23 protein-coding genes are annotated in these 23,142 nt (G+C 40.0%); all 23 read right to left on the reverse strand.

Annotation, left to right across the window (positions count from 1 at the left end; all coding sequences use genetic code 11):
- Positions 1-3: 3 nt before the first annotated feature.
- Positions 4-1,164: an ADP-forming succinate--CoA ligase subunit beta gene (sucC, locus tag OPF91_RS02715; RefSeq protein ID WP_264987140.1), complete on the reverse strand. Its 1,161-nt coding sequence runs from the start codon at positions 1,162-1,164 to the stop codon at positions 4-6.
- Positions 1,165-1,294: 130 nt separating this feature from the next.
- Positions 1,295-1,594: an EscU/YscU/HrcU family type III secretion system export apparatus switch protein gene (locus tag OPF91_RS02720; RefSeq protein WP_264987141.1), complete on the reverse strand. Its 300-nt coding sequence runs from the start codon at positions 1,592-1,594 to the stop codon at positions 1,295-1,297.
- Complete coding sequence (locus tag OPF91_RS02725; RefSeq protein WP_264987142.1) at positions 1,591-3,483, reverse strand: TP0910 N-terminal domain-containing protein; 1,893 nt, start codon at positions 3,481-3,483, stop codon at positions 1,591-1,593. The genes OPF91_RS02720 and OPF91_RS02725 overlap by 4 nt, the downstream gene beginning before the upstream one ends.
- 17 nt (positions 3,484-3,500) lie before the next feature.
- On the reverse strand, positions 3,501-4,250 hold the full coding sequence (gene rnhB, locus OPF91_RS02730) for a ribonuclease HII (RefSeq protein ID WP_264987143.1): 750 nt from the start codon (positions 4,248-4,250) through the stop codon (positions 3,501-3,503).
- Positions 4,251-4,378: 128 nt separating this feature from the next.
- Positions 4,379-5,254 carry a ribosome biogenesis GTPase YlqF gene (gene ylqF / locus OPF91_RS02735; RefSeq protein WP_264987144.1) on the reverse strand — a complete coding sequence of 292 codons (876 nt, stop codon included), beginning with the start codon at positions 5,252-5,254 and terminating at the stop codon, positions 4,379-4,381.
- A gap of 55 nt (positions 5,255-5,309) precedes the next feature.
- On the reverse strand, positions 5,310-5,879 hold the full coding sequence (gene lepB, locus OPF91_RS02740; protein ID WP_264987145.1) for a signal peptidase I: 570 nt from the start codon (positions 5,877-5,879) through the stop codon (positions 5,310-5,312).
- Between the two features lie 192 nt (positions 5,880-6,071).
- Positions 6,072-6,416 carry a 50S ribosomal protein L19 gene (gene rplS, locus OPF91_RS02745; RefSeq protein ID WP_264987146.1) on the reverse strand — a complete coding sequence of 115 codons (345 nt, stop codon included), beginning with the start codon at positions 6,414-6,416 and terminating at the stop codon, positions 6,072-6,074.
- A gap of 116 nt (positions 6,417-6,532) precedes the next feature.
- The gene (gene trmD, locus OPF91_RS02750; RefSeq protein ID WP_264987864.1) at positions 6,533-7,270 is read right to left on the reverse strand and encodes a tRNA (guanosine(37)-N1)-methyltransferase TrmD; all 738 of its coding nucleotides are present in this window, start codon (positions 7,268-7,270) and stop codon (positions 6,533-6,535) included.
- Complete coding sequence (gene rimM, locus OPF91_RS02755) at positions 7,270-7,785, reverse strand: ribosome maturation factor RimM (RefSeq protein WP_264987147.1); 516 nt, start codon at positions 7,783-7,785, stop codon at positions 7,270-7,272. The genes trmD and rimM overlap by 1 nt, the downstream gene beginning before the upstream one ends.
- 212 nt (positions 7,786-7,997) lie before the next feature.
- Positions 7,998-8,231: a KH domain-containing protein gene (locus OPF91_RS02760; protein WP_264987148.1), complete on the reverse strand. Its 234-nt coding sequence runs from the start codon at positions 8,229-8,231 to the stop codon at positions 7,998-8,000.
- A gap of 15 nt (positions 8,232-8,246) precedes the next feature.
- On the reverse strand, positions 8,247-8,519 hold the full coding sequence (gene rpsP, locus OPF91_RS02765; RefSeq protein ID WP_053483320.1) for a 30S ribosomal protein S16: 273 nt from the start codon (positions 8,517-8,519) through the stop codon (positions 8,247-8,249).
- Positions 8,520-8,677: 158 nt separating this feature from the next.
- On the reverse strand, positions 8,678-10,036 hold the full coding sequence (gene ffh / locus OPF91_RS02770) for a signal recognition particle protein (protein WP_264987149.1): 1,359 nt from the start codon (positions 10,034-10,036) through the stop codon (positions 8,678-8,680).
- 12 nt (positions 10,037-10,048) lie between these two features.
- The gene (locus tag OPF91_RS02775; protein WP_264987150.1) at positions 10,049-10,384 is read right to left on the reverse strand and encodes a putative DNA-binding protein; all 336 of its coding nucleotides are present in this window, start codon (positions 10,382-10,384) and stop codon (positions 10,049-10,051) included.
- Positions 10,385-10,489: 105 nt separating this feature from the next.
- Positions 10,490-11,731 carry a signal recognition particle-docking protein FtsY gene (gene ftsY, locus OPF91_RS02780; RefSeq protein WP_264987152.1) on the reverse strand — a complete coding sequence of 414 codons (1,242 nt, stop codon included), beginning with the start codon at positions 11,729-11,731 and terminating at the stop codon, positions 10,490-10,492.
- 14 nt (positions 11,732-11,745) lie between these two features.
- A complete protein-coding gene (gene smc, locus OPF91_RS02785) occupies positions 11,746-15,309 on the reverse strand; it encodes a chromosome segregation protein SMC (RefSeq protein ID WP_264987153.1) in 3,564 nt (1,187 codons plus the stop codon).
- Between the two features lie 3 nt (positions 15,310-15,312).
- Positions 15,313-16,077 carry a ribonuclease III gene (gene rnc, locus OPF91_RS02790; RefSeq protein WP_264987154.1) on the reverse strand — a complete coding sequence of 255 codons (765 nt, stop codon included), beginning with the start codon at positions 16,075-16,077 and terminating at the stop codon, positions 15,313-15,315.
- Between the two features lie 459 nt (positions 16,078-16,536).
- Positions 16,537-16,773, reverse strand: coding sequence for an acyl carrier protein (gene acpP / locus OPF91_RS02795; protein WP_264987155.1), 237 nt, complete (start codon positions 16,771-16,773; stop codon positions 16,537-16,539).
- A gap of 44 nt (positions 16,774-16,817) precedes the next feature.
- Positions 16,818-17,564, reverse strand: coding sequence for a 3-oxoacyl-[acyl-carrier-protein] reductase (gene fabG, locus OPF91_RS02800; RefSeq protein ID WP_264987156.1), 747 nt, complete (start codon positions 17,562-17,564; stop codon positions 16,818-16,820).
- Positions 17,557-18,510, reverse strand: coding sequence for an ACP S-malonyltransferase (gene fabD / locus OPF91_RS02805; RefSeq protein WP_264987157.1), 954 nt, complete (start codon positions 18,508-18,510; stop codon positions 17,557-17,559). Before fabD ends, fabG begins: the two co-directional genes overlap by 8 nt.
- On the reverse strand, positions 18,507-19,508 hold the full coding sequence (gene plsX / locus OPF91_RS02810; RefSeq protein ID WP_264987158.1) for a phosphate acyltransferase PlsX: 1,002 nt from the start codon (positions 19,506-19,508) through the stop codon (positions 18,507-18,509). The genes fabD and plsX overlap by 4 nt, the downstream gene beginning before the upstream one ends.
- A gap of 12 nt (positions 19,509-19,520) precedes the next feature.
- Positions 19,521-20,084, reverse strand: a complete 564-nt coding sequence (fapR, locus tag OPF91_RS02815; RefSeq protein WP_264987159.1) for a transcription factor FapR — start codon at positions 20,082-20,084, stop codon at positions 19,521-19,523.
- A gap of 111 nt (positions 20,085-20,195) precedes the next feature.
- Positions 20,196-22,241, reverse strand: coding sequence for an ATP-dependent DNA helicase RecG (recG, locus tag OPF91_RS02820; protein ID WP_264987160.1), 2,046 nt, complete (start codon positions 22,239-22,241; stop codon positions 20,196-20,198).
- The gene (sdaAA, locus tag OPF91_RS02825) at positions 22,231-23,130 is read right to left on the reverse strand and encodes an L-serine ammonia-lyase, iron-sulfur-dependent, subunit alpha (protein ID WP_264987161.1); all 900 of its coding nucleotides are present in this window, start codon (positions 23,128-23,130) and stop codon (positions 22,231-22,233) included. Before sdaAA ends, recG begins: the two co-directional genes overlap by 11 nt.
- Positions 23,131-23,142: the final 12 nt, after the last annotated feature.

Genomic DNA, 23,142 nt, shown 5'->3' on the forward strand with positions numbered 1-23,142 from the left:
TCCTTAGCCTACTAGTCCCACAATTTTTTGTGCACCGTCAGCCATTGAATCAGCTGCAACGATGTCTAAACCAGATGTATTTAAAATTTCTTTCCCAAGATCTACGTTTGTACCTTCTAAACGAACTACTAATGGTACAGCTAGTCCAACTTCTTTCGCTGCTGTTACAACACCTTCAGCGATAACGTCACATTTCATAATACCACCGAAAATGTTAACGAAGATACCTTTTACGTTTGGATCAGAAAGAATAATTTTGAACGCTTCTGTTACTTTCTCAGCAGTTGCACCGCCCCCAACATCAAGGAAGTTAGCCGGGCTGCCGCCGTAGTAGCTAATTGTGTCCATTGTAGCCATAGCAAGACCAGCACCATTTACCATACAGCCAATGTTGCCATCTAAAGAGATATAGCTAAGGTCATATTTTGATGCTTCGATTTCTTTTGCATCTTCTTCGTCAAAATCACGTAATTCTACGATGTCTTTATGACGGTATAATGCGTTTGCATCAAAATTGAATTTAGCATCTAATGCCATTACATCACCTTGTCCAGTTACAACAAGTGGGTTAATTTCAACGATAGATGCATCTTTATCAACAAATGCTTGATATAAACCTAGCATTAATTTAACCGCTTTGTTCACTAGATTTGCTGGAATGTTCATGTTGAAAGCCATACGACGTGCTTGGAAGCCTGTTAAACCAACAACAGGATCTACCACTTCTTTGAAGATTTTTTCAGGATTTGTTTCTGCTACCTCTTCAATGTCCATACCGCCTTCTTCTGAACCCATCATCGTTACACGAGATGTTGCGCGGTCTAATACTAAACTTAAGTAGTATTCCTTTTGAATATCAGAGCCCTCTTCAATATATAGGCGCTTTACTTCTTTCCCTTCAGGACCTGTTTGATGAGTTACTAAGATTTTTCCTAATAATTCCTTTGCGTATGTACGCACTTCCTCAAGGTTTTTAGCGATTTTAACGCCACCTGCTTTACCACGGCCACCTGCGTGAATTTGAGCTTTTACTACAGTCACAGCTGTATTAAGCTCCTTCGCTACTTTCACTGCCTCTTCAGGAGAGAAAGCAACTTTCCCGTTTGGTACAGCAACTCCATATTGTCTTAGGATCTCTTTCCCTTGATATTCATGGATATTCATAATACATCCTCCCATCAAACATTTACATAAAATTGTTTTCCTAACATAGACTATTCTAACGAAAGACACGAATAATGTCCACACTTTGTCTTTTATTCACACTTTACTTTTTATCTTAGGATTTATTGTACTAAAACAGTGTATTTTGACGTTTTTGTGCATGTTGTTGATCTAAACGATAAATAAAAGCAAATACTTCCGCTACTGCTTGATATAATTCTTCTGGAATCGACTCATTCAAATCAAGTTGACCAAGTAATTGCACAAGATTGGGATCTTCATAAATCGGCACATTATGCTCACTTGCACGCTCCAATATCGTCTCAGCAATTTTCCCTTTTCCTTTAGCAATAACAGTTGGACTATCAACACTCCCCATTTTATAACTAAGGGCAATGGCTTCTTTTCGGATAAATTTTTCTTCACTCATATACGGAAGTCCACCCCGTTATGTTCAGTCTCCTGTTCTACTACAGCTTGTTTTTCGAGCTGTGGTTTGTCGAATTGTTTAATAAAGACACCTGACAACTGATATTCTTTTTCTGCTAACCCTGCTTTCAGAGCCAATTTTAATGGTTCTGCTAATGGTAAAATATCGTCATTTTCATTAAATACTGTCACTGTAACAACACGATTTTGTACCTGCATATCGACTACTGTCTCCTGCATGGACATCATTTGCAAATAAAATAGTATTCTCGCATAACTAGCATCAATTTTACCATCTTCTTTCATCCGGCCATTCCATTGCAATGTCGCATCCATTTTTTTACCGAAAAATTCTAAAGGTACTTGCATAATCAATTGATGCTGATGTCCATTTTCACCTGAAGTTAACTGCATACCATTCATGCGTACAAGCAATGCTTCTGCAGCGTCCTTTAATTGTGGTGTTAACTGGGCTTCCTGTAACAACGTATGCAGCTGTGGCTTTAGCTGTTGTGCGACTGCCTGTAAATCCGATGACTTATCTGCAAGGGCTGCCTCATAGCTAATCCCTAAATGTTTTAATACCGTTTTTAATGCATGTTCCATCGCCTTACTATCCATCGAATTTTGAACATGTGCATCTGCCTGTGTCAATAATTGCTGAAGCATTGGTTGAGACGATTCTACACTATTTTTGACAACCGCACGCATCACCATGTCACTTTGCTGTGATGTCACAGCTTCTTGTTTGAGCAAGGACAATAAATGCTCCTTCACGGATAAAGCATTAGCATCCTGTGTAAATAAGCGATTATTCATATTTTGAGCAAACATATTCGTCAATAATTCTTGTGTTTGCTTTGCGAAAATAGTTAATGTTTGCTTTGTAGCAGGAAGCTGGCTAAAACGATCAATTAATTGCTGGACTTGTTGTTTTTGATCATTTGTTAATAATCCTTGATTGGCTGTCCATGCTTTTAATTGCTCTATTAGCTGTTTTGCATTGTCAGGCTGTGTTGCTAAAATGTTTTGGATTACCTGTCCTGCCTGCTGTGGTAAGACAGACTGATTTTGTCGCCCTTCACTTAGCATAGACCAATTTTGCAATGTTGCCTGTTGTGGCAATGCACCCGCTTCCTTTAACAATGCGAGCGCCTGCAATTTATCACTAATAGGAGCATTATTGCTTGTTAGTAGCTGTACGGCACGTGCCACTACTAAACTACCTGTCTCTGCTTCAAAAGGTTTGGCAATTGTTTGAATTTGCTGTAATAAATTTTGCTTCATGCTTTCAGACAAAGCCTTATCTTGCAATAAAAGCTGTGCAAATGTATCCATCACCGCCGTCATGCCAGATGTTTTTTGCCCGCTTAATAATGCTTGAAAAACATCATTGGTCATTGGCATTTTTAACTCGACCATTTTTTGAATAACTTGCAAGGCATCTGCTTTTGATATGCCTTCTGGTAACGCTTTTAGCCATAGCTCTGCTTGTACAAGCTGTTCTTTAGAAATCGGTAATTGCTCTTTCATAAAATGGCTAAGAAGCTGTTGCATTTCTGTTGTCTTCGGCAAGTTCATCGACTCAAGTAATTGATTCATCTGCTGCGTTGGTGATGTAGTCTGTGCCATTGGACCTGTTACAACCTTTAATTCAGTTTGTGGGCTTGTTCCTGTCACTTGGAAAAAATGCGCGTCACCTGCTTTTAAGGGCGCTTCCAACTTCGCCACAAATTTTTGATTTCCTACTTGTACCTCTGCCATTTGATCAGGATATAGTTGTTTGATTGTTCCATGAAATACTTGCCCTTGCTTTAGTGCAAGTGGTTGACTTGCAGACGTCGCTGCTGCCGATTGCATTTGAATTGGATTAAAAGAAGTTGTTGCCATGTTGAATGCTCCTTTCGTCACACCATGGATTTTATAGGCTCAAATGACTTGCGATGATGAATGGTTGGACCAAATTGTTCCAGCGCTAAAATATGCTGCTTTGTTCCATATCCAGCATGTTGAGCAAAGCCATACATAGGAAATTCTTGATCTAGCTTCTCCATATACGCATCACGGGCTGTTTTGGCCAATATCGATGCCGCTGCAATTGCTAAACTTTTAGCATCTCCTTTAATGATAGATTGCTGTGGCAAATGAATGGGTAATGTCATGGCATCAACTATGACAAAATCAGGCTTGACGGAGAGTGTCTCAACACTTGATACCATAGATTGCTTTGTCGCCTCATAAATATTGATAGCATCAATCACTTGAGCGCTTTGGAAGTGAATGCTATAGCTGAGTGCATATTCCTTTACTAGCACACTCATGCGTTCTCGTGCTTCCTTGGATAATTGTTTGGAATCATTTAAACCGACTAGCTCCTGACAATCTTCAGGTAAAATAACAGCCGCTGTGACAACAGGACCTGCCAACGGACCACGCCCAGCCTCATCAACGCCCGCTACTAGCCGTCCAAATTTAGCATCAAAGGCAATTTTTTCGTCGTGTGCTCTTTGTACTTGTATTTGTTTGTCTAGACGTTTTAAAAATTGTTGCCATGCTTTTTGTACGCCTGCTCGTTCATCTTGCGAAATGGCTTCCATCCATGGTTCATATTGTGTAGCCGTTTTTAAAGCGAGTGTTACTTCTTTTATTGTTTGCATAGTTTCTAACCTCATCTCTAGTACATATATCGACCTATTTGTTTCATTATCAATTATAATGACATGCTCATTTTTTAAGTACAAGGAAAAAGGCTGTTGAGTAGATATCCCTCAACAGCCTTTTAGTATTACTCCGTCAATGCCTCTTTTTCTAATTGCTCAGCTACGAAATCGAATGTTAATTTCCCTAATTGTAGCCCTCGAATATCTCGTACAATCAGTTGTGCTACTTGGTCGTAATCAATTTCTCCACCTTGTCCAAAAACACGACGTAACTTACCAATATGGTCGAATGTATCCACTAAATCTTCATGAACAAATTGTAAGCCATATCGTTCTTCCATACGTGTTGGATAATGCAGGGCTAAGAAGCGTAAGCCATATACAGCTAAATCTTCCATATTGGTAATCGTATCTTTAATCGCACCTGTTAGCGCTAGTTTATAGCCTACTTCTTGATCCTCAAATTTCGGCCATAAAATACCTGGTGTATCCAGCAATTCTAGTTCTTTGCCGACTTTAATCCATTGTTGTGCTTTCGTGACACCTGGTGTATTACCTGTTTTCGCAATATTTTTCTTTGCTAAACGATTAATAAGTGTTGACTTTCCAACATTCGGAATACCCACAATCATGGCACGAATCGCTCTGGGTTTCATACCACGAGATTTCATGCGCTCAAATTTTTCCTTTAAAACTTCTTGTGCTGCCTTTGTCACTTGTTGCAAACCTTTCCCTTCAAGTGAATTGATAGCAACTGCCTTATGTCCACGAGCAGCGAAATAATCTACCCATTTACGTGTTTCTTGCTCATCTGCCATATCCGCTTTATTTAAAATTAACAATCTTGGCTTTTGATGAATTACTTCATCAATCATCGGATTGCGCGAAGATAATGGCAAACGGGCATCAATTAATTCAAATATAATATCCACTAACTTTAGCTTTTCTGTTACCTCTCGTCGGGCTTTCGCCATATGCCCTGGGAACCATTGTATCGTCATGATTGTCCTCCTCAATAAAAAGAAAGGGAGTGATGTATCCCCCCTTTACACACAGTTATTTAACAATTTTAATATCATTAAATGGCCAGAAAATCAAACTTGTATTGCCGATAATTTCTTTTTGCGCAACTAGTCCAATATGGCGGCTATCCTTACTATAGCGACGGTTATCCCCCATCACAAAAATATAACCCTCTGGAATCACACCATCCTCTAGTGAGGCATCGATATCCTTTAATGTGAAATCCTCTGTTAATGTACCCTCTGTTAATTGTGATTTATAAGTATCTAAATAAGGCTCATCTAGTGGTTCACCGTTAATATAGAGCTGATCATCCTTATATTCTAATGTATCCCCTGGTAGTCCAATCACACGTTTAATATAATTTTTTTGCTCTGGTGCATGGAACACCACAATATCAAAGCGCTCAGGCTCACCAATTTTATAACCAAATTTATTAACAATCATACGGTCGCCATTTTCAAGGGTTGGCATCATTGATTCGCCATCAACTGCAATTGGTGTAAATAAAAAATAACGAATAACCGCCGCAATCGCAAATGCAATTAATAGTGCCTTTGTCCATTCCCATAGCTCATTTTTTTCTTTCACTTGTTTTCCCATTGAGAATTGCCCCCTTATCTATCTTCATTGTAGATGATAGTGATTTAAGCTGACAAGTAAAAAGTCAATTACATCCTAGCACAGAGCTTTCTTTTTGTTCAATAAATACTATGTCTGATACAAAAATTTGAACACTCGCTAAACCAAAAGAAAAGGAGCTTGTTAAACAAGCCCCTCTCTGTAAAATGACGATTATCGAATTTCTTTAATACGAGCAGCTTTACCACGTAGGTTACGTAGGTAGTAAAGTTTAGCACGACGTACTTTACCACGACGTACAACTTCTAAGTTAGCGATTTTTGGTGTGTGTACAGGGAATGTACGTTCAACACCTACACCATAAGAAATTTTACGAACTGTGAAAGTTTCACTCACACCGCCACCACGACGTTTAATAACAACACCTTCGTATACTTGGATACGTTCACGAGTACCCTCAACTACTTTCACGTGTACCTTAACAGTATCACCTGGGCGGAAAGCTGGTAAATCCGTACGAAGTTGATCTTTTGTAATTTCTGCAATAATGTTTGACATTGTTTTCTCTCCTTAGACAGATGCTCTTATACGCATTTTTTGCTACAGCGGAACACCGTAATTCAGTACTTCACATAAAAGTACAAAATAAATACTATCACAAATTCCAAGTGCAATCAAGTATCTTTTTTATTGTTTTTTAAGGTTGCTATATATTGCTGTTGTTTCTCTGTTAATGGATAAGTTGTCAATAAATCTGGGCGACGCTCAAACGTTCTTTTCAACGATTGTTCCTCTCGCCATTGCTCAATTTTTGCATGATTACCAGACAACAGTACATCAGGCACTTTCATCCCACGAAATTCAGCAGGACGTGTATAATGTGGATGCTCTAACAGCCCTGTTGAAAAAGAATCATGGATATGAGAATCTTCTTGACCTAAAACACCAGGCAAAAGACGTACAACACTGTCGATAACGGTCATGGCACCCAATTCTCCACCCGTTAAGACAAAATCACCAATAGAAATTTCATCTGTCACAAGATGCTGGCGAATACGTTCATCATAACCCTCATAATGCCCACACAAAAAGACAAGCTCCTCTTCCTGTGCCAATTCCTCTGCCTTTTTTTGCGTAAAACGTTCGCCCTGTGGACACATTAAAATAATGCGTGGCTGTTTCCCCTCTGTAATGGCTTCCACTGCTTGAAACATAGGCTCTGGCTTTAATACCATGCCAGCACCACCGCCATACGGATAATCATCCACCTGATTGTGCTTATTACCTGAAAATGCACGAATATCTGTTACAGCTAACTGTACAGCCCCTTTGTCCTGTGCTTTCTTTAAAATCGATGCACCAAAAACACCTGTAAACATATCAGGAAACAAACTGAGGACGTGAATGTTCATCATAATAAGCCTTCCATCACATGAACGACAATTTTTTGCTCATCCACGTCAATGTCTTTTACAATGTCCTCGATATAAGGGATGTAGTGCTCTTTTTTAGCCCCTTTTACCACCCATACGTCATTTGCACCTGTTTGTAAAATATCTTTAATAACACCAATTGTCTCGCCTTCTTCAGACACAACCGTACAGCCAATGATTTCATGGAAAAAGTATTCATTCTCTTCCAGTAAATCATCCGTCATTTGATCTTTTGTCACCTTTAACATACCTTCTTTGAAAGGCTCTACAAGATTAATGTTATCCATGCCTTCAAATGTTAGTAAAATAAAGTTTTTGTGACGACGTACCGTTTCAATCGTTACCCATGTTGGCTTTTTATCATCTTTTTTAAATGCTGCTAGTTTTTGTCCTACAGCAAAACGCTTTTCCTCAAAATCTGTTGTTGATAGTATACGCACCTCTCCTCGAATACCATGTGTATTCACAATGCGTCCTACGTTAAACCATTCCATTATCATGTCACCTCATCTATCAAAATACGTTGTTTTCATTTTTACCCTACTGCTTCGGTTTTTACACATTTATTCTATGTTCAAGGGAATTAACAATCTGTCAAAACCCGATTGAAGCTTCAATTTATCCCATAAACAAAAGAGGAAGGAACCCGTAAGCTCCTTCCTCTTGTCATTCGATTATACATGCTTACATGTACATCTTTTTGCTATCAATCCAATATATCGACGTAAGTCTTTTTTTGATGGTGACCACCTGCTGCTGAATAAACAATTGTACGAATCGCTTTTGCCACTCGCCCTTGTTTGCCTATGACTTTCCCTCGATCCTCTGGATGAACAAAAAGTTTATAAACAATTCGATTTGCATGTTCGTCCGTCTCAATACGGACTTCTTCTGGATAATCGACTAACGGTAAAACGATTGCTTCAATCAGCTGCTTCAAAGACGTCTCCCCCGATTATTTACTGAATTTTTGGTTATGGAATTTCTCCATGATACCTTGTTCTGAGAACAGGTTACGTACTGTATCTGATGGTTTTGCACCGTCAGTTAACCATTTAAGAGCTTTCTCTTCATCAATGTTTACAGTAGCTGGTTGAGTAAGTGGGTTGTAAGTACCAACTGTCTCGATTGAACGACCGTCACGTGGTGAACGAGCGTCTGCAACTACGATACGATAGAAAGGAGATTTTTTAGCTCCCATACGTTTTAAGCGAATTTTAACTGCCATTTTAATAGCACCTCCGAATAAGTTTCACACAAGATAGTATATTATCAGCGTTTAGGTTGTTTGTAAAGTGTTTTTTCTTAACACCTAAAAATTATCTCACTTTAGTGGCTTAGAAAGCATCCTCTAAAACAAGCAAAAATACACATTTTAACAATTACTTATTTAAATAATGAGTCAAAGCCAGGTAATTTCATTTTTTTCTTGCCTTTTCCACTAGCCATACCTGTCATTTGCTTCATCATTTTTTTCATTTCATCAAATTGCTTTAATAGACGATTTACTTCTTGAATAGACGTGCCAGAGCCCCTTGCAATACGTTTTTTACGACTGCCATTAATAATATCTGGATCTGTCTTTTCAGCAGGTGTCATCGAGTAAATAATGGCTTCTACACGCCCCATTTGCTTATCGTCTACTTTGACATTATCCAAGCCTTTAATTTTATTCGCACCTGGTAGCATCTTTAATATTTCATCGAGCGGACCCATTTTTTTCACTTGTTGTAACTGCTCTACAAAATCATCTAATGTAAAGGTCTGTGTTTTGAATTTTTCTTCTAGCTCTTTGGCTTTTTGTTCGTCAACTGTCGCTTGTGCCTTTTCAATTAATGACAGCACATCACCCATACCTAAAATACGTGATGCCATACGCTCTGGATGGAATGGCTCCAAAGCATCCATTTTTTCACCCATCCCGACAAATTTAATCGGCTTTTGCGTTACAGCACGGATAGATAATGCCGCACCACCACGAGTATCGCCATCCAACTTTGTCAGCACAACACCTGTAATGCCAATCGCCTCATTAAAGCTCTCTGCGACATTAACAGCGTCTTGCCCTGTCATTGCATCAACGACAAGAAATACTTCATCAGGCTCTTTTAACGCACGAATATCCTTTAATTCCTGCATCAATGTCTCATCAATATGCAAACGACCTGCCGTATCGATAATGACTACATCATAATGCTCCTCTTTCGCTTTTTCCAAAGCTTGACGCGCAATCTCAACTGGTGAAATATCTGTCCCTAAAGAGAATACAGGAAGGGATAATTGTTTTCCTAATGTTTCTAATTGCTGAACGGCTGCTGGACGATAGACGTCTGCTGCTACAAGCAATGGTTTACGATTATGTTTTTTTCTTAATACATTTGCGAGCTTCCCAGTTGTGGTTGTTTTCCCCGCACCTTGTAGACCAACCATCATAATGACAGTCGGTGGCTTCGTATTAAATTTAATAGGGCTTTGTTCGCCCCCCATTAAGTTCGTTAATTCATCTTGTACAATTTTTACCACTTGCTGTCCAGGTGTTAAACTTTGCATAACATCTACACCGACAGCACGTTCGCTGACAGTTTTGACGAATTCTTTGACTACTTTTAAGTTTACATCCGCTTCGATTAAAGCTAATCGAACATCACGCATCATTGCCTTTACATCTTGCTCTGATACTTTCCCTTTGCCTTTAATCTTTTGGATGGTTCCTTGGAGCCGTTCCGCTAATCCTTCAAAAGCCATTGCCTTCGCCTCCTAATCCCATTCTTTTAATTGTTCAATACACGTTAATTGTTCTTCTGCTGTCATGCTCTGCTGTGTAATACCTGCCGCTAGCTGTGTCAACATTTGTGTACGTTGTTGGAATTTTTCCAGTAAACATAATTTTTCTTCATATTCTTCAAGCATTGTTTCTGTCCGACGAATATTATCATACACAGCTTGACGCGATACACCATATGATTCGGCAATCTCACCTAATGAATGATCATCCAAATAATAAAGTTCCATATAGCTTCTTTGCTTTTCTGTTAATAATGCTTGATAAAAGTCGAAGAGAAAGTTCATGCGTGTCGTTTTTTCAAGTAGCATCGAATATTTCTCCTCCTATTCTTAGTCATTTGTATCATAACGAAAAGTGCCCATCTGCGTCAAGGTAATTACCTTGTCAAAATCGTCTATGGGCACTCACATTGATTAATCTTCGTTATTTTGTAATTCTTTATCTAAGCCCTCTGCAAAAAGGCCATAGACATAGCGCTCCGCATCAAATGGTTGTAAATCATCCATTTTTTCACCAAGCCCTACAAATTTCACTGGGATGTGTAATTTATTACGGATGGCTAAAACAATACCACCTTTTGCTGTACCATCTAATTTTGTTAAGACAATACCAGATACGTTGGTTGCTTCTTTAAACGTTTGTGCCTGTACGAGTGCATTTTGTCCTGTTGTTGCATCCAGTGCTAATAATACTTCATGTGGCGCATCTGGTATTTCACGTGAAATCACACGGTGCACTTTTTCCAGCTCATTCATTAAGTTGACTTTATTTTGTAAGCGTCCTGCTGTATCACAAATTAAAACATCTGCTTTACGGTTTTTTGCTGCACGAATCGCATCATACATAACGGCCGCTGGGTCAGAGCCTTCTGATTGTTTAATGACTTCACAGCCAACACGGTCGCCCCACACTTGTAATTGATCAATAGCACCTGCACGGAACGTATCTCCTGCCGCTAACATAACGGTTTTTCCTTCAGATTTCAAACGATGCGCTAATTTACCAATCGTTGTCGTCTTCCCAACGCCATTTACACCAACAAATAAAATAACTGTTAACTCACCTGCTGGCTGCATATTTAACGTAACTAAGTCTTCCTCACCCTGCTCATAAATTTCCACAAGCTTTTCAGAAATAATCGCTTGGATACCATTTGTATCTTTTATATTTTTGCGCTGTACTTCAAAGCGCAATTTATCCATCAATTCCATAACCGTTTCAAATCCTACATCCGCCTGAAGTAACAATTCTTCAAGCTCCTCAAAGAAATCTTCATCTACTTTACGGTAACGTGCTACTAAATCATTGACCTTAGATGTAAAGGAATTACGTGTTTTTTCAAGACCTGCTTTGAATTTTTGCGTAATCGACCATGCAGAGGGCTTTTTCTCCTGTACAACTGGCTGCTCTTCTACAACTACAGGTAATGCGTCCTGCACACTTTCTTCTTCAAGAACAGGACTTTCCTCCACAATTACTTCTTCCAGTTCTTCTATAACAACAGGTTCTTCTATAACAGCTGGTTCTACACTTTCTTCCGGTGTTGTTATTTCTTCAGCTGGTTCAACTGTTTCGTCTTCTAAAAGTTCAACTACTTGTTCTTCCTCAGCAGGATTACCCATCAATTTGTCTTTCAAACGTTTAAAAAAACTCATGTTCATACACTCCTTTACTCTACCTCAATTGGTTCATCTTCTAGCTTAACGGATACTAATTTAGAAACACCGGATTCTTGCATTGTAATACCGTATAAAACATCTGCACCCTCCATTGTACCTTTACGATGTGTAATAACAATGAATTGTGTATCTTGGCTAAATTTCTGTAAATATTGACTATAACGCAACACATTTGCCTCATCCAAAGCTGCCTCGACTTCATCCAAAATACAAAATGGTACAGGACGAATGTTTAAAATAGCAAATAATAGAGCAATCGCTGTTAGTGCACGTTCACCACCTGAAAGCAAACTTAAATTTTGCAGCTTCTTTCCAGGCGGCTGTGCCACAATATCAATGCCTGTTTCTAATAAGTTTGCCGTATCAAGCAATACTAAATCAGCTTGCCCACCGCCAAATAATTCACGAAAGACACGCTTAAACTGCTCACGAATCGCATAAAACGTTTCACTAAAGCGCTGTGTCATTTCCTCATCCATTTCTTTAATGGCTTCATGTAGTGTTTCCTGTGCAGCCAATAAATCTTCTCGTTGCTCAGTTAAGAAAGAATGACGCTCTAATACTCGTTCATATTCTTCAATAGCACTCAAATTAACAGGCCCTAATTCTTCAATTGACTTTTTCAACAGCTTTACTTGACGACGCATTTGTTCCTCATCGGTTACCACAAAGGACATTTCTTCAGCCTCTTCCACTGTAAGCTGATAGTTTTCTTCTAATTGTGCAACAAACGTATTGCTTTCAAATGTTAAACGATGATGCTTCAATTCATTTGCACGTATTGCTTCCACATACCCTTTATGTACACGTTGCAACTCTTTCAGCTGTGTATCGAAAACTTCTAACTCTTGTTGTTGTCGCATTTTTTCTTCTCGTTTTTGCACAACGTTGACTTGAAGGGATTCACTTGCTGTTTTCCATTTGGTTACTTGCTCATCCACTTCTTCATCACTCAACACATTCATAGAATCGTCTGATTGAAGCCAAATTATTTCCTGAGAAATAGTCTCTACTTTTTGCTGTGCTTTTTTTAGTTGTAGAGCAATTTCAGCTATTGCCACTTGTGTTTGTGATACTTGTTCCTGTATAACAGCTAATTGTGCACGCTTTTCGGCAGATTTTTCACGCAAAGCATCTTTTTCAGTCTCACTTTGCATTTTGACCTTACTTAGCTGCTCCACCATATCATTAATCGTCAGCAATTCTGTAGCAATAACTGTTAAACGCTGTGTAGCTGCTGTTTTTTGAGCAAGTAATGACTCTTCTCGTGTTTTCATTCCCTCTGTTTCACCAGAAGTAAATGTTACACGTGCAGCTAAACTTTGTTCCACAACTTCTAGCTCTCGAAGTCGACTCGCTTGCTCCATTTCTTCCTTGCGTAACTGCTCACCATCCAGTTTCACTTGCTCTACTGTGTCACGCAAACTAAATAGCTTCTCTTTTTCCGTGCTAACCGCTTGCTCTGCATGATAAATTGAGTTTGCTAATGCTTCCAGTTTTACAGTTAACGTCTCTAGCTCTGCTTTTCTCGTAAACAAGGATGATTGTTGCTTTGTTGCACCACCTGTCAGTGAGCCACCCGCATTGACAATATCTCCTTCAAGTGTCACTACACGATAACGGAAACCACATAATCGCGCAATTTGGCTAGCTCCTTCTAAATGAGCTGCTACAATCACATTGCCTAACAAATTTTCAACAATCGAACGGTTCGCTTCATCAAATGTCACAAGTGTATCTGCCATTTCAATAAATGCTGGATGTGTAATCGCTTGTTGGATGGTTGCCCTATTTACTTGACGAGATTTCATCACCGTTTTCGGTAAAAATGTAGCACGCCCTGCTTTTTTTTGCTTCAACCAATGAATGGCTTGCTGTGCATGACGTTCATCTGTTGTCACAATATGCTGAGAGGCTGCCCCTAAAGCGGTTTCAATTGCTTGTGAAAATTCACCATTTACTTGAATAAGTTCAGCTACAGCACCTTCTATTCCTACTAGCTCCTGCTTATCACGCGCTAACAATACTTCTTTGACACCCTGGAAAAAGCCTGAAAAATCTGCTTCTAGTTCAGCTAATGTATCTTTTCTCGATTGTAATTGTTGCTGATGTTGATATGCCTTATATAACATATCCTGCTTCTCTGTGACAGAGGCGTTGATCGTTTTCAATTGCAGCTGCAATGTTTCATAGTGTGCAAGCTGATCTTGCAAATGAGCAGCTGTTTTTGTATAAGTAGCTGAAAGTTGTTCTTTCTCTGCGACGACCTGTGCTAGCTCCTGCCCAATTTCATCTGTTTGGTCGGACATACGAGTGGCCATTGCTTGTTGCTGTGTCAGCTGTTGATCAATATTTTTTAATTCATTTTTAATCGTCGCTTCTTCATTCAATACATCAATATAGCGATTTTTATGTTCCTCGATTTCTGCTTCCATTTCTGTAGCTGAACGATTCAACAATTGCTCAAGGTGTTTAATGCTTTGTTTCAAGTCATTCAATTCTTGCTGTTTGACAGTAAATAACGCTCTTTTTTCTTGCTCCTGCTCAATGAATGTCTCGACATCAGCTTGCGCTTCTTGTAAATTAGCTGTCAATTGTTGCAATTGCTGTGAGGCATTTTGCCGTTTTTCAGCCATCAATGCCTTACGTCCATCCCAACGCTCTACTTCCCTTGTGGCATTCACTAAGTCTTCTTGGGCTACATCGATATCCTCATCTATTTTTTTCAAGCGTTGTCGAATTTCTGCTGTTGCTTTCTCAATTGTAGCAATGCTGTCGGCTTGTTGTTGTTCAGTTGTCGTTAAAGCATGCCATTCCTCTTTTAATGAATGCAAAGAATGCGCACAATTTTTAAAATCATGCACAAGAATCGCAATATCGACATCTTTTAGCTCTGCTGACATTTGTACATAATCTTTTGCACAAGCCGCCTGTGCTTCAAGTGGCTCTAGTCGACTATCTAATTCATGTAAAATATCCAAGACACGATATAAATTTTCATCTGTCTCGACAAGTTTATGCTCTGCTTTTTTCTTTCTGAGCTTGTATTTTAAAACACCTGCTGCCTCTTCAAAAATAGCCCTTCTATCATCTGGTCGACTATTTAAAATTTCATCCACTCGTCCTTGCGAAATAATCGAAAAAGCTTCTTTCCCAAGCCCTGAATCCATGAACAAGTCCGTAATATCCTTCAGGCGACACTGCTGATTATTCAGTAAATATTCACTATCACCTGAACGGTATACGCGTCTTGTTACACTGACCTCTGTATAAGAAAAGGCCAATTGTTCATCTGTATTATCTAAAATAAGCGTTACTTCCGCAAAATTTAGTGGCTTTCTAGAGTCACTACCTGCAAAAATAACATCTTCCATCTTTGCTCCACGTAACGACTTTGCTGATTGCTCTCCAAGCACCCAACGAATAGCATCAATGACATTACTTTTCCCACTACCGTTGGGTCCAACTACAGCTGTCACACCTGGTACAAAATCAATGCCGATACGCTCTGCAAAGGATTTAAAGCCAATGACTTCAAGACGCTTTAAAAACATCTATTAAGCCTCCTCTTTCACTGCTTGCTCTCGCAAAGCACGCATAGCACATTGCGCCGCTTGCTGTTCGGCCTCTTTTTTCGATTTTCCCCTACCAATGCCAAGTTCTTGACCATTTAATAATACACTTGAAACAAATGTACGATTATGCGCTGGTCCCTTCTCATCAATAATTTCATAATGTAGTAAACCATTATTCGATTGTTGTACCATTTCTTGCAATTGACTTTTAAAATCCATCACATGCGAAAAAGCACCGACTTCTACTTTTGGGAATATCACACGTTGTAAAAAAGCGACAACTGTTGGCAACTCTTGATCTAAATAAAGCGCACCGACAAATGATTCAAAAACATCCGCAAGTAGTGCAGGTCGTTCCCTACCACCTGTTAGCTCTTCACCTTTTCCTAACAATACAAAGCGCCCAAAACCTAATTCATTTGCAAAAATAACAAGTGATGGCTCACAAACGATGGATGCACGCAATTTTGTTAATTCGCCTTCACTCATGTTTGGGTATTTCTCAAAAAGGTATTTAGATACAGACAATTCTAGTACTGCGTCTCCCAAAAATTCTAGACGTTCATTATCCGTAAAATACTTACGGCGATGCTCATTCACATAAGATGAATGTGTGAATGCTTGATACAATAAATTTTTGTTGTGAAATGTAATGTTTAATTCTTGCTGCAACAATTCAAATTGATTGCGTACTTTTTCTGAAAGCACACCAGATTTTTGTACAGCCCCTTTTCTTTTTATAGCCATTGAATAATCTGCCTTCCTAATAGTTTCTTCCGTATTAGTGTACCTTTTTCATGCCGTTTATGCAAAAGGATTTAGGATTTTCACACCATATTGCTAAATTGAAAATCAATTACGCTCCAGCATCATTGTGTTTGAATTTTTTCGAACTTGTTCATAGGAAGGAAGTTAACCTAAAAACGTCGCATCCTGTATTAGCGGCTTGTTGACACTGACGTTTCACGTTCGCATAGAAAACATCAACTGCTCTACATCGTCTAGACCTTTAAAATCCATGACATACGGTTATTCTGTGCGACAGCGATTGTTTTTCTATACCGAAAGCACTAGCGTCAGATACGACATCCACTGGAGCTTTTATCTTGGTTCAATGGATGTCGTTTGGACATCCATTGAACCAAGATAAAAAAGGACGTTAATAGCCAAAATAGCAGCTATTTCGTCCTTTTTATATCAATCTAATTAGTTGATTTTGCTTTCGATATATGAAATAGCAGAACCTACTGTTGAAATTTTTTCAGCATCTTCATCAGAAATTTCCATTTCAAACTCGTCCTCAAGCTCCATTACAAGCTCAACAACGTCTAATGAGTCAGCACCTAAGTCATCACGGAAAGAAGCTTCTAATGTTACTTCGCTTTCTTCAACACCTAAACGATCAACGATTACTTTTGTTACACGCTCTAATACTGTAGACAAATCATTCACCTCCCCTCAATGATTATACAAAAAAATGAGCTAAATTACATCACCATACCACCATCAATATGCAATGTTTGTCCTGTCATATAGTTTGCATCCTCTGACGCTAAAAAGACAACAGCTTTTGCAATATCCTCTGGCTGTCCAAGCTTAGCAAGAGGAATTTGTGTCAGCATGCTCTGTTTAATATCCTCTGGCAATTGCTCTGTCATTTCGGTTTCAATAAAGCCTGGTGCAATCGCATTGACTAAAATATTACGTGATGCTAGCTCCTTTGCAGTTGTTTTCGTTAAACCAATTACGCCTGCTTTAGCAGCTACATAGTTAGCTTGCCCTGCATTTCCTGCTACACCAACAATAGAAGAGATATTAATAATACGTCCTGCACGCTGTTTCATCATTTGACGTGTAACAGCCTTCGTGCAAAGGAAAACACCTTTTAGATTTGTGTCGATGACATCATCCCACTCATCTTCCTTCATACGCATTAATAAATTATCACGTGTAATTCCCGCATTGTTCACCAAAATATCGAGCGAGCCAAATGTTTTCACGGCTGTATCCATTAACGCTGTTACCTCATCTACATTGGCAACACTTGCTTGTACAGCAATCGCCTCTCCACCATTTGCTTGAATCACAGCAACGACCTCTTCAGCCTTCGCTTGTGAGCCGCTATAGTTGACAACTACTTTTGCACCATCATCAGCCAGTTTTAATGCAATCGCTCGTCCAATTCCTCGTGAAGCACCTGTTACAACTGCCACTTTTCCTTCTAATTTACGCATGAATTGTCCACTCCTTTGCCGCTTCTACTACTGCTTCCAATGATGCTTCATCATAGACACAATAAGTTGTCACAGTACGGTCGATTTTTTTCACAAGACCACTTAACACCTTGCCTGGTCCGCATTCGATAAAGACATCTACACCTTGTGCAATCATTTCGCGCACAGAAGCTTCCCATTGTACAGCACTGTATACTTGTTCCACTAATTCTTGTTGAATAGCAGGCACATCGATTAATTCCTTCGCTAGGACATTACCAATGACAGGCATTTGCGGTGCCGCTAATGGAATATTCGCTAATGCTGCTTGTAATTTTTCAGACGATGGACGCATTAACTCTGAATGGAATGGACCACTAACTACTAATGGAATCGCACGTTTTGCACCTGCCTCCTTTGCCGCTACAGAAGCTTGCTCAACGCCTTCCTTTGTCCCTGAAATAACAATTTGTCCTGGACAGTTAATGTTTGCCACTTGTACTGCATTGCCTTCCGCTGAAATTTTCGCAGTTACAGCATTTAAAGCCTCTAATTCCATTCCTAAAATAGCAGCCATTGCCCCTTGTCCAGCAGGAACTGCCTCATTCATATAAAGACCACGTTTATGCACGATTGCCACCGCATCATCGAAAGATAAAACACCCGCAATGACTAATGCACCGTATTCTCCTAATGAATGGCCTGCTGCATATTGTGGTTGGATACCTGCTGCACGCAATTTTTCTGCCACCATTACACCTGTTGTTAATAGTGCTGGCTGTGCATTGTACGTCAAGGTTAGCTCCTCAGCAGGCCCCTCTAACATTAAATTCGATAGCTCAAAGCCAAGTGCATTGTCAGCACGTTCATAAAAGGCTTTACTTTCTGCTGCATTTTCAACAAATTCCTGCCCCATGCCTACTGCTTGAGAACCTTGCCCTGGAAAAATAAATGCGATTTTTGTCATACTTCCTTCATCCCCTCTACGTGACCTACTGTTTTTGTAATCGTGTCAATGACATGATACTCCACCATGGTATTCGCTTGACGTATAGCATTATAAATAGCATTGGCATTTGATGAGCCATGTGCCTTAATAACAGGTGCTTGCAAACCAAACAAACCTGCCCCACCATACTCGGTATAATCCATTTTATTTTTTAGTTCACGCAAATTATTCTTCATCAATACAGCCGAAATTTTCGTTTTTGTGGAAGCCATAAATGCTTCCTTCAACATAGTAAATAGTGCGCCTGCTGTTCCTTCAATGGATTTCAATACCATATTGCCTGTGAAACCATCTGTAACAACAACATCTGCCACCCCATTTAGTAAATCACGCGCTTCTACATTGCCGATAAAATGGAAGTTTGCCTCTTTTAATAATTCAAAAGCAGCCTTTGTTAAATCATTGCCCTTTTTATCCTCTGTACCGATATTTAACAATCCTACTCGTGGCTTTTGTAAACCACCGACTTTTTGTGCATAAATATTGCCCATGATTGCATATTGCAATAAATGCTCTGGCTTAGCATCTGCATTCGCCCCTAAATCGAGCATTAAAAAGCCTTTTCCATCCAATGTTGGCAGTGTTGTCGCTAATGCTGGTCTTGCGATTCCTTCAATTCGACCGACTTTAAACAAACCTCCTGCCATTAACGCCCCTGTGTTCCCTGCTGATAAACAGGCATCTGCTCGTCCTTCATGCACTGCTTCCATCATTTGTGCCATTGAGGAATCCTTTTTACGTCGAATTGCACGTGCAGGATCATCCGTGCCTTCAATCACTTCCTCACAATGAACAATTGTTAAACGATCATGTACTTTTAAAAATGGCTCTAATTTCTCTTGCTTTCCATATAACTGAATCTCTAAATTTGGGATTTGCTCTAGTGCCAGTAATGCGCCTTCGATCACTGCCTTTGGTGCATTATCGCCACCCATGCCGTCTAATGCTAATTTCATTTCTGATTCACCTTATCCTTTCGTGCGATACATATCAAATTCACCAGCAAAAACTGTTTCACCGTTCACGGTAGATACGACTTCTATTTTCGTCCGTTGCTTTACTTCATCACGCTCAACAACCGTTGCCTTTGTAATCACACGATCTCCTGCATGAACAGGCTGCACAAATGTGATATTTGCATGTACAGTCAATGCCAGCTCGTCATTAATGACAGCTACTGCTAGTGAATTGGCCTGTGCAAATAAATGGTGTCCACGTGCAATACCATTGCGCTGAAAAACATGCTCCTCTTTCACATCAAAAATGGATAATGCCCGTTGATCTAATTCAATATCTATAATCTCCCCGATTACCTCATCAATAGGGAGTGATTTCACTTCATTTTCATATGTTTTGGATGCTACATCTTTAATGCGCTCCCTCAATTCAGGAATCGCTAATTCCATTCGATCCAATCGAATTGTTTGCACACTTACCTGAAATTGTGTTGCTAGCTGTTCATCTGTGACGAATGGATTTTCAACTATCGTTTCAGATAATAATTGCTGTCGCTCTTTTTTCGTTCGTCTCAACCACATACGCCACCTTTTAGTTGTTATTAGCACTTGGTACTAACATCAGTATAAAGAGGTTAAAAAAAGAATGCAAGCCTTGTTTTCTAGACAAGTCCTACATTCTCATGATTAGTCAAAGCGTTCACCTTGCAAAACGCCCGATTTTTCTAGCATTTCACGTAAATAATGATACTCTGCCTCTTGCCAAAAATCCTTAGTAGCAAGCAAGTCAATCGCATCTTTACGAGCCGTTTCCAATATACGATAATCATGCACTAAATCTGCCACTTGAAAATCAGGTAGCCCACTTTGCTTGCGTCCAAAGAAATCACCTGGTCCACGCAACTCTAAATCTTTTTCAGCCAGTCGGAAGCCATCATTCGTCTCTGTCATCGACTGCATACGCTCTTTTCCTTCATCAGACTTCGGATCAGCTACTAATACACAGTACGATTGATGTTCGCCACGTCCAACGCGTCCACGAAGCTGATGGAGCTGTGCTAAACCAAAACGCTCTGCATCATAAATCATCATAAATGTGGCATTCGGTACATTCACACCGACCTCTACTACTGTTGTCGATACAAGAATATGCACCTTTCCCTCGCTAAAGCTACGCATGACAGCATCTTTTTCATCTGCTGGTAAACGCCCATGCATTAAGCCAACTGTATAGCGTCCATGAAAGTAAGTAGCAAGCTGCTCATAAAGCTCAACAGCATTTTGCACATCAAGCTTCTCTGATTCTTCAATTAACGGACAAATAGCATAAGCTTGTCGTCCTGCTGCCAGCTCGACTTCCAATCTACCAATAGCTGCATTCATTTGCTCTTTTTTCAGCCAATGGGTTTCAATTTGCTTACGCCCAGCAGGCATTTCATCAATGATGGACACGTCCATTTCTCCAAACGCTGTAATCGCTAATGTTCTAGGAATGGGCGTGGCGGTCATAAAGAGTACATCGGGATGCTCTCCTTTATCACGCAATACACGCCGCTGTTCTACCCCAAAGCGATGCTGCTCATCTGTTATGACAAAGCCAAGCCTCTGAAACATAACGTCTGGCTGAATCAAAGCATGTGTACCAATTAAAATATCAATCTCACCATCGGCAAGCGCCTCCAACAATTGACGACGCTCCTTCGTCTTTGTCGAGCCAGATAATAAAGCAACTCGTATATCAAATGGCATAAACCATTGTTGCAAACTTTCTAGATGCTGTTCAGCTAAAATTTCTGTTGGTGCCATTAATGCACCTTGAAAGCCCGCCGTCACTGCTGCATACAAGCAAATCGCTGCCACAACGGTTTTCCCTGAGCCCACATCCCCCTGCAATAAACGATTCATACGGTGTGAGCTTTTTAAATCTTTGCAAATCTCATTGACGACACGTTTTTGTGCGTCAGTTAATTCATATGGCAAGGAATCAATAAATGCACGTAATCGCTGCAAATCAAAGGAAATCACTGTACCATGCTCAGCATCTTTACGAGCCTTTCTTAATGCTTGAATACGCAATTGGAAATGCAGTAACTCTTCATAGGCAAATCGTCTTCTCGCTTGTTTCGCGTGCTCGGCATCTAAAGGAAAATGCACACCCTCTAGCCCTTCACGTATCGCTAAAAGTTTATACGCTTGTTGCAATGACTGTGGAAGGCTATCAGGTACATCTATCACATCATCTAATACTTGCCTCATGATTTTCCTAAAGCGCTTTTGCGGAATTAACCCCTTTAAGCTATACACAGGCTCAAAATCTACTTGCTCTGTTTTTGGTCCAAATGTCACCGTTGTTCCATTAATGACTTGACGTCCTCTATCCCATTTTCCTGTGACGGTAATAATCGCTCCTGGCACAAGTTTTTGCTTTAAATAGCCTTGGTTAAAAAACACAACCTTCACCAAATGTCGTCCTGCAAGTACCGTCACTTGTAGCCTTGATTTATTTTTCCCCATAAATAATACAGTCGGTTCTCGCTCCACTCGACATTCTACTGTGACACGTTCATTATGTGGCGTTTGCGCTAAATCCTTTAAACGAAAATCCTCATGACGATGTGGGAATGTCCATAATAAATCGGCAATCGTTTCAATGCCTAGAGTCATAAGATGACTAGCCGTTTCTTTGCCAACACCCTTTACATTGGTAATAGGGCTTGTTAAATCAATAGTCACCTTGTACGACTGCTCCGCCAAAAATCTTTGCTGCAAGTGCTTTACCTGTCGGTGTTGCGGCTAGTCCACCACGTGCTGTCTCTTTTAAGTTTGGACTCATTGCTTGACCAATGCGGTACATTGCTCCGATGACTTCATCACAAGGAATACGGCTTGTGACACCTGCAAGTGCCATATCAGCTGCTACAAGTGAATTGGCTGCCCCCATCGCATTCCGTTTCACACAAGGAACTTCCACTAAGCCAGCCACTGGATCACATACAAGACCAAGCATATTTTTTAATGTAATGGCAAAGCCCTCTGCACATTGCTGTGGCGTACCACCAGCCATTTCCACAATCGCTGCTGCTGCCATACCTGCTGCTGAACCAACCTCTGCCTGACAGCCACCCGCTGCACCCGAAATCGATGCATTATTCGCTACAACAAAGCCAAATGCTCCTGATGTAAATAAATAGCGAATCATTTGCTCACGTGTCGGATTTAATTTATTTTTCACCGCGAATAACGTACCAGGCACAACCCCTGCTGAACCTGCTGTTGGTGTTGCACATATTGTACCCATCGCTGCATTAACCTCATTGGTTGCCACGGCTTTACTAACAGCATCCAGCAACAATTCACCTGATAATGAATTACCCTGTGCAATATAATTTTGTAGTAATACAGCATCGCCACCTGTTAATCCTGTTACAGATTGCACACCCTTAATACCACGCTCAATCGCTTCCTCCATCACTGTTAAATTACGATCCATTTGCTCGATAATTTCTTCACGCGTTCTTCCGCTCATTAACATTTCTTGCTCTATCATAATTTCTGAAATTAATTTTCCTTCTCGTTCTGCTCGCTCCACAAGCTCACGAACATTATGAAACAACACGTTCATATTGTGACATCT

The organism is Lysinibacillus piscis (genome assembly GCF_026012395.1).
Classification (GTDB): Bacteria; Bacillota; Bacilli; order Bacillales_A; family Planococcaceae; genus Lysinibacillus; species Lysinibacillus piscis.

Coding starts and splice junctions, on each gene's coding strand:
- OPF91_RS02775 (WP_264987150.1), bottom strand. CDS start 10,384: ATGCTACTTGAAAAAACGACACGCATGAACTTTCTCTTCGACTTTTAT.
- ylqF (WP_264987144.1), bottom strand. CDS start 5,254: ATGACGATACAATGGTTCCCAGGGCATATGGCGAAAGCCCGACGAGAG.
- ftsY (WP_264987152.1), bottom strand. CDS start 11,731: ATGAGTTTTTTTAAACGTTTGAAAGACAAATTGATGGGTAATCCTGCT.
- OPF91_RS02720 (WP_264987141.1), bottom strand. CDS start 1,594: ATGAGTGAAGAAAAATTTATCCGAAAAGAAGCCATTGCCCTTAGTTAT.
- smc (WP_264987153.1), bottom strand. CDS start 15,309: ATGTTTTTAAAGCGTCTTGAAGTCATTGGCTTTAAATCCTTTGCAGAG.
- fabD (WP_264987157.1), bottom strand. CDS start 18,510: ATGACAAAAATCGCATTTATTTTTCCAGGGCAAGGTTCTCAAGCAGTA.
- sucC (WP_264987140.1), bottom strand. CDS start 1,164: ATGAATATCCATGAATATCAAGGGAAAGAGATCCTAAGACAATATGGA.
- ffh (WP_264987149.1), bottom strand. CDS start 10,036: ATGGCTTTTGAAGGATTAGCGGAACGGCTCCAAGGAACCATCCAAAAG.
- fabG (WP_264987156.1), bottom strand. CDS start 17,564: ATGCGTAAATTAGAAGGAAAAGTGGCAGTTGTAACAGGTGCTTCACGA.
- rnhB (WP_264987143.1), bottom strand. CDS start 4,250: ATGCAAACAATAAAAGAAGTAACACTCGCTTTAAAAACGGCTACACAA.
- trmD (WP_264987864.1), bottom strand. CDS start 7,270: ATGAACATTCACGTCCTCAGTTTGTTTCCTGATATGTTTACAGGTGTT.
- plsX (WP_264987158.1), bottom strand. CDS start 19,508: ATGAAATTAGCATTAGACGGCATGGGTGGCGATAATGCACCAAAGGCA.
- sdaAA (WP_264987161.1), bottom strand. CDS start 23,130: ATGAACGTGTTGTTTCATAATGTTCGTGAGCTTGTGGAGCGAGCAGAA.
- lepB (WP_264987145.1), bottom strand. CDS start 5,879: ATGGGAAAACAAGTGAAAGAAAAAAATGAGCTATGGGAATGGACAAAG.
- rimM (WP_264987147.1), bottom strand. CDS start 7,785: ATGGAATGGTTTAACGTAGGACGCATTGTGAATACACATGGTATTCGA.
- rnc (WP_264987154.1), bottom strand. CDS start 16,077: ATGGCTATAAAAAGAAAAGGGGCTGTACAAAAATCTGGTGTGCTTTCA.
- OPF91_RS02725 (WP_264987142.1), bottom strand. CDS start 3,483: ATGGCAACAACTTCTTTTAATCCAATTCAAATGCAATCGGCAGCAGCG.
- rplS (WP_264987146.1), bottom strand. CDS start 6,416: ATGTCAAACATTATTGCAGAAATTACAAAAGATCAACTTCGTACGGAT.
- rpsP (WP_053483320.1), bottom strand. CDS start 8,519: ATGGCAGTTAAAATTCGCTTAAAACGTATGGGAGCTAAAAAATCTCCT.